Source organism: Rahnella sp. PAMC25617 (genome assembly GCF_050606005.1).
Lineage (GTDB): Bacteria > Pseudomonadota > Gammaproteobacteria > Enterobacterales > Enterobacteriaceae > Rahnella > Rahnella variigena.
In genome coordinates this window covers 425345-438866 of the sequence record NZ_JBOCUM010000006.1, presented here as the reverse complement: position 1 = coordinate 438866, position 13522 = coordinate 425345, and the positions used below count along the sequence as shown (strand labels likewise).

Annotated in this window: 15 protein-coding genes; 8 read left to right on the top strand and 7 right to left on the bottom strand. The window is 46.7% G+C overall.

The window, feature by feature from the left end; all coding sequences use genetic code 11:
* Nucleotides 1–8: 8 nt before the first annotated feature.
* On the bottom strand, nt 9–416 hold the full coding sequence (locus ACM615_RS08010; RefSeq protein ID WP_159281424.1) for a MysB family protein: 408 nt from the start codon (nt 414–416) through the stop codon (nt 9–11).
* A gap of 547 nt (nt 417–963) precedes the next feature.
* On the opposite strand from ACM615_RS08010, the gene ACM615_RS08005 reads away from it, so the two are divergent.
* The 6 genes from ACM615_RS08005 to ACM615_RS07980 all read left to right on the top strand — a co-directional run bounded on the left by ACM615_RS08005 (nt 964) and on the right by ACM615_RS07980 (nt 4680).
* Nucleotides 964–1149 (top strand): hypothetical protein, encoded by a 186-nt coding sequence (locus ACM615_RS08005; RefSeq protein ID WP_159281425.1) that lies wholly within the window; start codon nt 964–966, stop codon nt 1147–1149.
* A gap of 221 nt (nt 1150–1370) precedes the next feature.
* Nucleotides 1371–1829, top strand: a complete 459-nt coding sequence (locus ACM615_RS08000) for an STM2901 family protein (RefSeq protein WP_159281426.1) — start codon at nt 1371–1373, stop codon at nt 1827–1829.
* The gene (locus ACM615_RS07995) at nt 1823–2152 is read left to right on the top strand and encodes a DUF1493 family protein (protein WP_431011748.1); all 330 of its coding nucleotides are present in this window, start codon (nt 1823–1825) and stop codon (nt 2150–2152) included. The genes ACM615_RS08000 and ACM615_RS07995 overlap by 7 nt, the downstream gene beginning before the upstream one ends.
* 15 nt (nt 2153–2167) lie before the next feature.
* Complete coding sequence (locus ACM615_RS07990) at nt 2168–2653, top strand: Hcp family type VI secretion system effector (protein WP_120131987.1); 486 nt, start codon at nt 2168–2170, stop codon at nt 2651–2653.
* A gap of 710 nt (nt 2654–3363) precedes the next feature.
* Nucleotides 3364–3879, top strand: a complete 516-nt coding sequence (locus ACM615_RS07985) for a hypothetical protein (protein WP_431011747.1) — start codon at nt 3364–3366, stop codon at nt 3877–3879.
* 402 nt (nt 3880–4281) lie between these two features.
* Nucleotides 4282–4680: a VOC family protein gene (locus ACM615_RS07980; protein ID WP_431011746.1), complete on the top strand. Its 399-nt coding sequence runs from the start codon at nt 4282–4284 to the stop codon at nt 4678–4680.
* Nucleotides 4681–4713: 33 nt separating this feature from the next.
* On the opposite strand, the gene mdtG is transcribed toward ACM615_RS07980, so the two are convergent.
* The 4 genes from mdtG to ACM615_RS07960 form a co-directional block, all read right to left on the bottom strand.
* Nucleotides 4714–5952, bottom strand: coding sequence for a multidrug efflux MFS transporter MdtG (mdtG, locus tag ACM615_RS07975; RefSeq protein ID WP_120134625.1), 1239 nt, complete (start codon nt 5950–5952; stop codon nt 4714–4716).
* Nucleotides 5953–6234: 282 nt separating this feature from the next.
* Nucleotides 6235–6669: a DoxX family protein gene (locus ACM615_RS07970; protein ID WP_112291163.1), complete on the bottom strand. Its 435-nt coding sequence runs from the start codon at nt 6667–6669 to the stop codon at nt 6235–6237.
* 210 nt (nt 6670–6879) lie between these two features.
* Entirely contained in the window at nt 6880–7815 is a 936-nt protein-coding gene (locus tag ACM615_RS07965) for a Kdo(2)-lipid IV(A) acyltransferase (RefSeq protein ID WP_112291162.1), read from the bottom strand.
* Nucleotides 7816–8155: 340 nt separating this feature from the next.
* Nucleotides 8156–9253, bottom strand: coding sequence for an NADH:flavin oxidoreductase/NADH oxidase (locus tag ACM615_RS07960; RefSeq protein ID WP_132963777.1), 1098 nt, complete (start codon nt 9251–9253; stop codon nt 8156–8158).
* A 230-nt stretch (nt 9254–9483) separates the two neighbouring features.
* Here ACM615_RS07960 and ACM615_RS07955 point away from each other — a divergent pair, with 230 nt between their 5' ends.
* Nucleotides 9484–10539, top strand: coding sequence for a rhodanese-related sulfurtransferase (locus tag ACM615_RS07955; RefSeq protein ID WP_132963778.1), 1056 nt, complete (start codon nt 9484–9486; stop codon nt 10537–10539).
* A 74-nt stretch (nt 10540–10613) separates the two neighbouring features.
* On the opposite strand, the gene ACM615_RS07950 is transcribed toward ACM615_RS07955, so the two are convergent.
* Together ACM615_RS07950 and ACM615_RS07945 are read right to left on the bottom strand one after the other, a co-directional pair.
* A complete protein-coding gene (locus ACM615_RS07950) occupies nt 10614–11189 on the bottom strand; it encodes a YceI family protein (RefSeq protein WP_120160736.1) in 576 nt (191 codons plus the stop codon).
* 64 nt (nt 11190–11253) lie between these two features.
* Nucleotides 11254–11799, bottom strand: coding sequence for a cytochrome b (locus ACM615_RS07945; RefSeq protein ID WP_112291157.1), 546 nt, complete (start codon nt 11797–11799; stop codon nt 11254–11256).
* Nucleotides 11800–12361: 562 nt separating this feature from the next.
* Here ACM615_RS07945 and ACM615_RS07940 point away from each other — a divergent pair.
* The gene (locus ACM615_RS07940; RefSeq protein WP_431011745.1) at nt 12362–13522 is read left to right on the top strand and encodes an efflux RND transporter periplasmic adaptor subunit; all 1161 of its coding nucleotides are present in this window, start codon (nt 12362–12364) and stop codon (nt 13520–13522) included.

Sequence of the window (13522 nt, the reverse complement as noted above, 5' to 3'; positions counted from 1 at the left end):
CCGCGCCCTTAATCGATATCGCGGCCGGGATATTCGTCTTCATCATCCCATTCTTCCGCTGCGGCTTCACCTTCTTCGGTATCAAGCTGCGGCTCGTGCTGGAATTCGCCTTCATCCCATTCATATAACGTGGCTTCGTCATCCCACTCTTCTTCGAGTTCTATCTGATCATAGTCCTCGTCAAAGATAGCCTGCGCTGCCGCGCCGCTGCGGAAAGTCAGTGCGTCGACAGCTTCGCCTTCACCGGTGAAAAATTCTGCCTGCCACATGATATCGCCATCCTGCATGATGTATTTTTGCAGGTTGAACTGATCCGGAACGGGCTCCTCATCACCATGGATCCTGTCTTGCGCAGCTTCGAGAAATTCTTCGCGGGCGGCATCAATAGCTTCTTCAAGCGTTGCGTACAATGACATGCTTTCTCCTGTAATCATTTTGTATGATTAGTGAAGGATAGACCAAGTTTGTCGAGGGTAAAAAAAATGGCGATAAAAAAATTAAGTCTTATTTATACACTCGTATCAGTAGGTTGCAGCAGCAAGCGGGTTATGGGATTGAGCATCAGATTAACACTGTAATGGATTTTCTTTCTGAAGCGTCCTTACCGCTGGCTTGGGTTATGAGCTTGACCCAAATGATTACGAATTGCTGGATAGTAATTTAGGGAAGTCTGCCTATAAGGGACACAAATTCACTAAAGGGGAGCTCGAACGTTTCAAATAATAAGAATAGAAAACCGAATTGGAAGAAAGAAGGAATGAAGTCAAACGGACTTTATAATACTATCAAAAAATCCCCACTAAGTGATATTCCCCTAATAGGTAATGAACTAAGGGAGGTAATCAGGGATCTTATAATTAAATATAAAGAACAGAGGGGACCACGGAAAGTTGCACACATTTGAATAAAAAATATGGACTACGTGCTACCGGAGAATTTTACAAAAACTTATGAGGATATAAAATGGGAGAAAAAGCTAAAGCAGAACTACGTACTGATTACCTAATGGCTAATACAAGCTACGTAGAGAGCGTTACAGACTATCTATTAGTAACAAACCTCATAGCACTACAGAAAGATTTAAACAGTCTCATGGGATTGGCAGACGTATATGGAAGCAATGATAAATTTGATGCTCAACTAAAATAATTACAAGATAGTATTTATAACATCAAATCTCTAATAAATGCAGAAAGGTAACAATATAGGTCATCATAACAGAATATTAAAATTTTATGATTAGACGAATACTGAGTTGCACGATCTAAATCACAAATAAAAGTAAAATCAGATATTTCGTACACGCTTTTTAATGTTTAAGAATTTTAATCAGTTGTATACTCTTTAGACGTCACGTAAAAGGGGAAGGTATGGATACGGTTGAAGAACTAAATGGAACTTACTTTTATGCGGGTAAGTCAAATTTAACTGCTGGTCAGATGCTTTTTATGATCTTTTGTGAGAACACAGCTGATCAATTTGGTTTCGGTGATTTTGGTGCGTTAGTTGCGTTATACAGCGGCGTGAACAACCAGACAACACGAGGCAAACCCAGAACTGCTCTTAAAGGCACATCGAGAGCTTCACAAAAAGTTAGGGCAGTATTCAAGCAGGCCAAATTCCCATTCGGGATACAGTTACCGACGTGGATTGGCGGCTACACACCTTGGACAGTAAAAAGAAGAATGGTGTCACAAATCAGTACATTTATAGGTCGTACTATTCCCTTGATCGGTGAGTTGGTTCTAATCTCTGATGTTTCCCAAATCGTATATCGCTCAATCCGTGACTACAATATGATAGCCAGAGGCGATGATAAAATATGGTAACTGATGATATAGCTAAACAAGTCATTGATCTTGTGACTCGCCGCAGTGGCGTTTATATGTTTAGACCTAAAAAATATGATACATATACTGAAGAATCAAATATTCATTTTGATGTGAAATTAGATCAAGATGATGTTGAAGAGTTAATGGACGAATACTTTTCAAAGTTTCAGGTTAAGAAGGAAGGTTTTAAAATTGAAACCTATTATCCAGAAGTAACCTTTTCATGGAATCCATTTAAAAAACAAATAGTAGACATTCCAGATTTTACTATTGGTATGTTGATAGAGTCGGCAAAAGCCGGTAAATGGTTGTACGATTAGCAAGGAGCTAAATCAATGGCTGTACCAGTTCACTTATGGCTTAAAGACGATGGCGGTGCAAATATCCGTGGTTCATCTGATGTAAAGGATCGTGAAGGAAGTATAGAACTAAGGTCGATTCACCATAACCTGAGTATCCCAACTGATAGCAACACAGGGAAGCTAACAGGCACTCGACAACATGCCCCTTTCCAGTTTGATAAGGAAATCGACTCATCAAGTCCTTACTTATACAAGGCAGTTGGTACAGGTCAAACGTTACACTCTGCCGAAATCAAATGGTATTGCATCAACGATGCAGGGCAGGAAGTCGAGTACTTCAACATTTTACTTGAAACCGTAAAGGTCATTTCTGTAACTCCGATGATGCACGATACCCGTGGTTGCCCCGGCACAGGCCATATGGAAAACGTTGCACTTCGTTATGAGAAAATCACCTGGAAGTATGTTGATGGTAACATTCAATATACCGATGCTTGGAACGAAAGAAGTACGGCATAACGCATTTGGGGCTATATCAGCCCCTATTTAAGAAATTAAAAAAACAATAAGCCAGGCTGATTATCATATTGAAAGTTTTATGAATGCGTTTTTTGAAAAACCGCAGGATCTAAAAGTAAATTAAGTTAAAAATGTGAACTACTCGATGGTATTGGTTTACAGTTTGATGTGTAAGTTATCGATACAAAAAAGCTATTCTTCAAAGGTAAGAATTACTGGGTATTTGCAATAAAAATTATAGAATAATAGGAATTACAAATATTATTGAATTGATTAAAACAGGTTTTGGATTCTTCCAGAATAAGGAACAGAGTAAGGCAGATTTAGATGCACAGAACAGCCATGAACAGAATGAAATCACGCTTGAAGAAACACGTAAAGGGTTTACATGGCGTCAGGGGCTTGGTTGGGTACTAACGTTCATTGTCTTTTACAACTATGTAGTGATACAGCTGTTAGCACTATGTTGTGTGTTACTACCAGCGATACCCCTTGATGAAGTTTGGAAAGTACTTATAATCTTAATCGGTGGCGGTTGATTTATATTTTTAAATGGGAAGGGTTTATTTATATGAAAGTGCTTTTTTTTAAAATGGTCCATTTTTATTAGCATAGTATTCTTGGTATTATATTTTATAAATAACAATTTTAGTTTTATTTATCTTTCAAAAGGCAGTAAAACTGATGTTATCCAAGCATGTAGTAGTGTTATGTCATTCATTGGCGGTGCTGCTTCTGTAATTGTCGCTATTCTTGTATCACGTAAAGATAATAATAATAGGAGGAAAGATCTTTATAGTAAAAGGGCGATAATTATCTATTATATGTATGATGCATTATGTGATTTAGAAGACGCCATGAATATGTTTGTTCGTGATTTTGAACCTTTTGTAAAAGAAAGAAAAACCTACATTTCAGATATGCTTTACAGTGTTCATTTGAGCCAAATTTTGGATGCTTTGTCTATGCTTGATGAGTTTAAAGTTACAGATATGCCAGATCATACCGTACTATTAATGTTTGTTGATGTTAAGAGAAATCTCAAAAAAATTCGAGATATAAGTGGGTCTCTTAAAGAAGTTCACTCTTCAGGTTGCATTTTCGATGATGGTTACTATTCCATGTGTAGTCCATGGCTAATAGGTGACTATGAGGAAATGGTTAAATCAATTGATATTGTTAGAAAAAATATGGATAGAATAAAAGCATATATTAAAATTACATAATCATTCTTACAACAAGAAATTAATAATTAAGCCGTTTGAAGCTGGGACTGCATTAATACCAGTATCTACAAGGATGAATGGAATGGTACGAAGGTGATATGTGAGGTAGTGACGGTTGAGTACTAACTATCAGTTTTAATGGTGTGTAAAAGATTGTTGTGCTTCTTCAAGCGTTGCGTACATGCTCATTGTTGTCTCCTGGATTGAAAGGGAAATAGGGGTGCAGCAAATAGCGTTATTAATGAAAAAGTAACGACCATCTGACAGTGAAAAACCTGATTAAATGATTGTTGTCGATAACTGGCAGGATGCAAGTTTTCAGACCAAATCAGTCGGATTTTTTTCTGCTATTCTCAATTTCTTGCTGGTGATTTTCATCGGATAAAAAGAGAGACGGTACAAATGGTTTCACGACAGGCAGTTATGCGGGTGGCGCGTCCGACGGATAATCTCGAGCCGTTAGCGCGAATGTATTGTGAGGGGCTGGGTTTCGGGGAGATCGGCCGTTTTAGCGATCATCAGGGCTTTGATGGTGTGCTGGTAGGGCATCCGCATCACCATTATCATCTGGAGTTCACGCATCATCACGGCACATCAGTTGGGCGGGCACCGACGCAGGACAATCTCCTGGTGTTCTATATCCCGGATAACGAGGAATGGCGTAGTCAGTGTGAGCTGATGTCAAAAGCGGGTTTTATCGCCGCGCCATCGTTTAATCCTTACTGGGATGAATGCGGTAAAACCTTTGAGGATATCGATGGTTATCGCGTGGTTCTGGCTCAGCGTGACTGGCGCGCCTAGCGTCAGTACAAGCCTTGCGACGCCAGTCAGGCGCTAGTCCGCCATGGCCTGTTTAGGGCGGCGTTGCAGACACCAGTACGAATATCCCGCATTGAACAGCACGACCATCGCCGTGACGAAAAATACCGTACGGAAGCCGTAACTGGCGGATACCGCCGCGCCCAGTAACGGACCGGTGACGTTCCCGACATCGCGGAAAGACTGATTGTAGCTGAACACGCGTCCGGCAACCTGATTGGTACAGTTATAAATCAGCAGCGTCTGCACGGCGGGAAGCAGTGCGCCATCGCAGGCACCCAGCAGAAAGCGCAAAATACCGAGTTGTAATGGCGTCTGGACAAAAGCCATGGGGATCAGGAGTAACACTGACAGCGCCAGCATCGCCACCAGAATTCGCTCCGGGCCAATCCGGTCGCCGAGTTTGCCCAAACGGGGCGCACTCATCAGCGCGGCCACGCCAGGTACCGACGCAATCATCCCACTAATGAACGCCAGATTTTGCGTATTTCCCGCCAGTTCACGCACATATAACGTCAGGATCGGCGCAATTGAGCCGGTCGCAATCTGAATAATCAACGTAGTGACGAAAAGACATAACACCAGCTTGGGGTTTTTCAGCGAAGCAAAAACTTGCTTACGGTTGAGCATGTCCTTTTTGTTCACCGGCACGAACTGCTCGCGGATGAAATACAGCGTCATCAGAAAACACAGGAATAACACGCAGGCGGTGATGAAGAACACCGGACGCAAACCGTAGCTGTCGGCGAGCAACCCCCCGACCAGCGGGCCGATCAGTGCGCCACTGACCGCACCGGTAGATAACGTGCCCAGCGCCCAGCCGCTTTTATTGCGCGGAATTTGGGTGGCGATCAGCGCATTGGCATTAGGGACGAATCCGCCAAGAAGCCCGAGCAGCGCACGCAGGATCAGGAATTGCCAGATATTTTGTGCAAAGCCCATCAGCGCCATAACAATCGCCATACCCAGCGCGGAACGCAGCAGCATGATTTTACGGCCTTTACGGTCGGCGAGTCCGCCCCAGAAAGGCGAGGCGATAGCAGAAAACAGAAAGGTAATACTGAAAACCAGCCCCGACCACATATTCAGGGATTCATGGCCGGTAACACCGAGGGTTTCTATATACAAGGGCAGGAACGGCATGATCAGGCTGAATGCGGCACCGGTCAGGAAGCAGCCAATCCAGGCAACATACAGATTACGTTTCCAGTTTATAGGATCTGGTGCGATTTCAGGTTCAGGTGCCGGAGTCATAAAATACCGAAAAATGAGGTCAGGTTCGCTCTGGAATGACAGACGGAAACAAGACAGAGCACAAGTAACAATCAATTGGCATGATAATTATGCGCCTAATTATCATTCACTTCAATGATGTTAATGAACTGTAACAGTAAGAACTAAAATACAGATTTAAAAAAATCGGGGAGTGAAGAAGATCAAACGGAGGGTGAAAAATGCAAAAAAAACGGCCAGCAACGTAGCTGACCGCGACAGACACAGATTTAATAACAGCCAGGATGACGCAAAAGAGACCGATTAACGCAAGGCTTCGTTTTTCATAACGGAGTAACGGCCACTGCCCAGGAACATGATCACCAGACCGCCGAAGAAGTACATGGCTTCACCTTCCAGACCCCAGGCTCCGACTTCAGTGGTGGTAAAGAACTTACCGGCGACGACCAGGAACACAGCGACTAAAATATTGAAGGCCATTACCAGCGCAGCAGGGCGGGTGAAAATACCCAGGATAATCAGAACCGGCGCAATCACTTCGCCAATGTAAGCGCCATAGGCGATAAAACCAGGCAGACCGTCAGCCTGCAACATCTGGGCAATCCAGCCGACACCGTTTTCCATTTTAGCCACGCCATGAAATAAAATGAGAATGCCAAAAGTCAGACGTAACAGCAGCTTACCAAAATCCTGATGATCAATGGCGCGGGTAAAAGAAGCGTTCAGTTTAGCCAACATAATGTGTTCCTTTTGAAGGTAACATGCCCGGGTGCAGGCAGGGGGTCACGCGGCTCCAAGATCAGCGGAGTAATCACGTGGAGGAATTATGCAGAGAGTATTGGCCTAAACGGGATGGGATAAAATCTGATAACTTTGAAGATGTCTGTCAAAAAAACTGTCGAAGCAAATCAAAAAACCGGCAGAACCTGAGTCCGCCGGTTTGGTACGTTAATCCCTGAGGGCTTTATAGAGCGACGGTTCCCCTTGCGGGCGCGTTTTGAAGCGGCGGTGCAGCCACATATATTGCTCCGGCGCCTGGCGGATTTCGTTCTCAACCACTTTATTCATATACGTCGCGGCGACCACTTCATCATCCAGCGGGAAGTCAGCCACCTGAGGATGAATGATCATCTCATAGCCTTTTCCACCCGGCAGACGGCGCGGAGTGAACGGGATAATGGCCGGTTTGCCCATCCGCGCCAGCAGGTAGGTGCCGGTGGTCGTTGCGGCTTTATCCACGGCAAAGAAAGGAACGAATACGCTGGCACGCGGGCCATAGTCGTGATCGGGCGCATACCAGATGATGTCGCCCTGCTTGAGACTACGGATCATACCTTTGAGGTCTTTGCGATCAAGCATCCCTTTGTTCGAACGCATACGTCCTTTGGTCTGGATCCAGTCCATCAGCTTATTGTCGTGCGGACGGTAAACGCCCACGCCCGGGTTGTGAATGCCGAAAATGCGGGCGCCCAGCTCCAGCGTCAGGAAATGTACGCCTATCAGCAACACGCCCTGTTTGTTGTCACGTGCGTGCTGGATATGCTCCAGACCGCTGACTTTGAACCAGCGCTCTATACGCCAGTCCGGCCAGAACCAGGCCATACCGGTTTCAAATAAGCCCATTCCCACGGATTCAAAGTTTTTAACCACCATATCTTCACGCTGTTCCGGGTGCATGTCCGGGAAACATAATTCGATATTACGCTGCGCAATTTTATAGCGGTGTTTGAGAAAACGCATAGAGAAGCGGCCCAGTCCGGTGCCAATTCGATAAATGACCGGATAAGGTAATAATACCAGCGCATACAGCAAGCCCAGACCAAGCCAGGTGATCCAGTAGCGTGGGTGAAGCAACGATCGGTTAAAGGTCGGTACCTGAGTCATAGATTCTCTGCGTCAATGGATCGAAGTAGAAAGTTTATAAGCTCTGTCTAGTGCAGCAGCCTGCCACGGAAATACGTCCATATTTCGATGGGAATAAAAGTTGTTCGTAATTATTTGCAGTAAAGTGAAACATTGTGGCATTTTTTTTGGATGAGGTGAAAATTCACGGCACTAATACCTCATTTTACTTATGGATTGGGTGAATGGAAAACAAGTTGGTTTTTTTCTACTCATCCGTTTTGCTACGGTATACATCGCATCAAATATCAGCAGAGAAACGGTTTTGTCAATGAAACAGGCAGCCCTGAAGGCTGCCTGTTGTGCTTTTGTGACTGAGGGATTATTCCGAATGGAACAGACCTTTCAGCCCGTGAGGCTCGCTCCGCCAGTACTGTTTCGGCGCCGAAACTTTGGCGCCCAGTTTCGCGGCGGCATGCCACGGCCAGCGCGGGTTATATAAAATGCCACGAGCGAGGGCAATCATATCAGCCTGACCGGTGCCGATAATGGCTTCAGCCTGTTCTGGTTCGGTGATAAGTCCTACGGCGATCACTGGCATGTTCACATAACGCTTGATGCCGTCAGCGAAAGGCACCTGATAGTTCGGGCCAACAGCGATTTTCTGGTGCGGACTCAGGCCGCCGCTGGAGACGTGAATATAGCTGCAACCCAGCTTATCCAACGCTTTAGCCAGTTCAATGGATTGTTCCAGGTCCCAGCCACCTTCCACCCAGTCAGTGGCAGAGATACGCACACCGATCGGTTTTTCAGCCGGGAATTCGGCACGTATTTCCTGGAAGATTTCCAGCAGCAATCTCATACGGTTTTCCAGTGAGCCACCATACTGATCCGTGCGCTGGTTTGACAGCGGTGACAGGAACTGATGCAGCAGATAACCGTGCGCACCGTGCAGTTCGAGCAGGTCTAAGCCCAGACGATCCGCGCGGCGGACAGTCTCAACGTACGCTTTTTTCAGCTCATCAATACGCGCCAGAGACATCGGCTCAGGTGCTTCAGTACCCTCTGTGAAGGCAATCGCGGAAGGTGCGACCGTTTGCCAGCCGCCGGCGGATTGTGGGATTTGCGCGCCACCGTTCCACGGTGCAGCGCAGGAGGCTTTGCGACCGGCGTGTCCCAGTTGCAGACCCAGCGGCATTTTGCTGTTGGCGCGCAGGCCGGTAATCAGATCTTTCATTGCTGCTTCAGTGGCATCGTCCCATAACCCCAAATCCTCGGCAGAGATACGTCCTGCGGCTTCAACGGCAGTGGCTTCAAGGATGAGCAGACCGGCACCCGAGAAGGACAACTGGCCCAAATGGGCGTGATGCCATTCAGTAGCTTTCCCCTCATCGGAGGAATACTGGCACATTGGGGCGATCACAATGCGGTTTTCCAGCGTCAGCTCGCCTAAGGTAATTGGTTCAAAAAGCTTACTCATATTTCATGCCCCTTAAAATTCAGCGTAGTGAAGAGTTCCCAAGGATGGGTGACATCTAAGAATAGGTTATCGCATTTAAAACATGGGCAATGAACAGCAGGTGTTTTTCTTATGACGAATTTGCAACGGAAGATGTCCTCGTTGTTGCTTTAATGTATAATCTTGCCGCTTCAAAAGTAGCTATTCGGTATCCAATAGTTAAATTTCCCTGAAAGACAGGAACGTACACCATGCCAGTGTTACATAACCGTATTTCTAATGAGGAACTCAGGGCGCGCATGTTGGCTGAAACAGAGCCGCGCACCACCGTTTCTTTTTATAAGTATTTCCAGCTCGAAGATCCGAAAACCTTCCGCGATGCTTTGTATGTCAGCCTGACGCGTCTTAACGTGTTTGGTCGTATTTACGTGGCAAAAGAAGGGATTAACGCGCAAATCAGTGTTCCGCAGAGCAAGTTTGAGGCGTTTAAAACCGAGCTGTTTTCCAGCCATCCGGCGCTGGATCAAATTCGTCTGAACGTTGCGCTGGAAGACGACGGTAAATCCTTCTGGGTGCTGCGTCTCAAAGTGCGTGACCGTATCGTGGCGGACGGGATTGATGATGATTCTTTCGATCCTTCTAACGTGGGGGAGTATCTGAAAGCCGAACAGGTCAACGCCATGATTGACGATCCGGATACGCTGTTTGTTGATATGCGTAACCACTACGAATATGAAGTGGGGCATTTTGACAAAGCGATAGAAGTGCCATCGGATACCTTCCGCGATCAGCTGCCAATGGCCGTTGATATGCTTAAAGAAGACAAAGACAAAAAAATCGTGATGTATTGCACGGGTGGGATCCGCTGTGAAAAAGCCAGCGCCTATATGCTGCATAACGGTTTTAAGAATGTCTATCACGTTGAAGGCGGCATTATTGAATATGCGCGCCGTGCGAAAGAGCAGGGGTTACCGGTCAAATTTAAAGGCAAAAACTTTGTCTTTGATGAACGCATGGGTGAGCGTATTTCTGATGACGTGATCGCCCATTGCCACCAGTGTGGCGAAGCGTGCGATAACCATACCAACTGTAAAAATGACGGCTGTCATCTGTTGTTTATTCAGTGCCCGACGTGTGCGGCGAAGTTTGACGGTTGCTGCAGCGAAATCTGTATGACCGAACTGAAACTGCCGGTGGAAGAACAGCGTGCGCTGCGTGCTGGCCGTGAAAACGGCATCAAGATTTTCAATAAGTCCAAAGGCCTGTTGCAAACCACCATGCACATTCCATCACCAGAAAACGACTGATCTGCGTCTGAATGCTGAATGACAAAAAGCCCTGAACGGCATTCGCTGTTCAGGGCTTTTTTTGGCGCAGTGAATTACTTCTCCTGCACACCTTCCACGGAAATAATCAGCTCCACATTCTGAGACGCAGGACCCAGATCGGTGGTGATACCGTAATCTTTCAGCGCGATAGTGCCCGCGGCTTCAAAGCCTGCACGATAGCCGCCCCACGGATCCTTGCCCTGACCGAGCAATTTGGCCTGAAGAGTCAGCGGTTTGGTGACGCCGTTGAGAGTGAAATCACCGGTGACTTCCAGATCCTCACCTTCTTTTTTCACTGACGTTGATTTGAACGTTGCCTGCGGATGTTTGCCGACATTCAGGAATTCGGCGCTGCGCAGATGTTTGTCACGTTCGGCATGATTGGTAAATACGCTGGTGGTGTTGATGGTCACATTCACTTTATCCGCCGCTGGGTCTTTCTCGTCGAAAGTGAATCCGCCGTCAAAATCGTTAAAGCTGCCGTAGAGCCAGCTGTAACCTAAATGTTTGATACGAAATTCGATAAAGGCGTGCTGACCTTCTTTATCAATTTTGTAATTTGCTGCGGTGGCAGAACCGGCGGCCAGTAACAGGGATGCCAGCGTCAGACCCAGGGTGGTTTTTTTCAACATGGTTATTCTCCGTTTATCCATAATGTGAACAACATAAGTAAAGAGCAGAACGTTAACCGGATCAGCGCCCCAGCATGCGTGTCAGGGTGCTGTCGCGGTCAATAAAATGATGTTTAAGCGCTGCAAGCGCGTGGAACCCCGAGACAATCACAATGCCCCACGCCAGCCACAGATGCAGGGTGCCTGCAATGTCCGCCTGCTGATTCAATCCGAACAGCGTCGCGGGAAGTTCAAACCAGCCGAAGACGCTGACGGCCTGGCCTTCAGCGGTCGAAATGAGATAGCCGCTGATAAGAATGCCGAACAACCCGATAAATAACAGAACATGAGCAAGCCACGCGCCGATCCGGGTTTTCGCGCTATAGCTTTCAAGAGGCGCAGGCGGCGGTGAAATAAAGCGCCAGGCCAGACGAAATACCATGGCAATAAATACCAGCACGCCAATACTTTTATGTATTTCCGGCGCACGGTGATACCAGGTGTCGTAATAACCCAGTCCGACCATCCACAATCCCAGTGCAAATAATCCGTAAACGGCCAATGCAATAATCCAGTGAAGGATTACTGAAATATGACCAAACCGGACGGGCGTATTTTTCCACAACATAAACAGGCAATCTCGACTAAGGCTTTTTGTGGAAATTAAACATTTAGAAACATTCTGGCAAACTATTATTTCCAAAAAAGGTGATTAATTTTACTCTTTCATTATTTTTGATGTTTTTATCATGATCTTATTCAGTGCTTTCGTTTTATCTTCACGAAGATACGGGTTTTTGAGTGTAAGGCAGAGCCGGCAAGGGTTTGTCAACTTTTGTCATCGACGGTAAAGTTTGCTTTTCTTCTAAAAATTTGAGTAAAAATAATGATTTCAACAGTGATTAATAAAATCGAATGCTTTTGGCTTGAGGTTTGTTGAATGGCTGAAGATACGGAATAACGCAGTATTTATGTCGGAAAGACTCAATGTTTCTTAAAGAAAGCGTAAAGACTTTTAGGGTTTTGTTCAGACCTGATCGAGATCAGCTTATGCAATAGGATGATATTTATAATCCTTTTTAATTCCGATTAGGAATATTTTTATTGTCTTATATTTGATGTTTCCTGATGAGGTTTCTTTCCCTGAATTCAAAGAGAGCGGCATCCGGCATCACATGGAGAGTGACATTATGTTTACTGCACCAAAACGGTTTACTGCAACAAAACGTTTTGCCGCCATTCCGTTACTGCTGACATTATTCATCGCCCCGCTGGTCGTTCATGCTGCGCAGCCTCTGCCGGTAGTAACCGCGGCCACTATCGAAACTCAGGCTGACGGCGTTGGCCGTACTTATCTCGGGCGCCTTGAGGCCGTTCAGGCGGTGAATATCACCAGCAGGACGGAAGGATTTATTGCCCGCCGCGCCTTTGAAGAAGGGCAGTTCGTGAACGCCGGGGATCTGCTGTATGAAATCGAACCGGCCCTGCATCAGGCCGCGGTTGCTCAGGCAAAGGCCCAGCTGGACAGTGCGAATGCCACCGCGCGCCACGCCCAGACACATCTGAACCGTATTCAGCGTCTGGGAGATGCGCGTACGGTGAGTCAGTCCGATGTCGATACGGCGCTCGCCGCACGTGATACCGCCCGCGCTGCCGTGGCGCAAGCTCAGGCTGCATTGAAAACGCAGGAACTTCAGCTCAGTTACACCCGTATCACCGCGCCCATTTCGGGGCGCATCGGCGTGAGTCATTTTCATACCGGCAGCCTGGTCAGTCCGGCCAGCGGTGTAATGACGGAAATTGTGCAACTTGATCCCGTCCGCGTGGTGATTTCGGTCAACGAGCGGGATGTTCTTAGCGCGACGCATACCAGCGGTGACCTCGGGCAGGCATTTTCTGATACCCATATGGCTTTGTCCCTGCGCTTATCGGATGGCTCACCCTATATGAAAACGCCGGTGTTTGAGTCACTGGGTAACCGCATCGAAGCACAGACAGGAACGTTGCCAGTCAGGCTGACGGTCGCCAATCCTGAGCATCGTTTATTGCCGGGCGGAACAGTCAATGTCACTGCCCAGCCGCACACAGGGGATCAGCTGCCGGTATTGCCGGCGCAGGCTCTGCAGCAAAATGCGACAGGATATTTTGTTCTGCTGGTGAATGCTGAACAGCGCATCGAGGCGCGTCCTGTCCGGCTTGGCGCACAAACTTCTCACGGCTATTTCGTGGCGGAAGGATTGCAGGGCGGCGAAAGTGTCGTGACGGAAGGCCTGCAACAGGTTCAGCCAGGCATGAAGGTCAGTGTACGGGACGCTTCTGACGTCTCAGCCGCCGCTGCTAAGAAAGGTTAA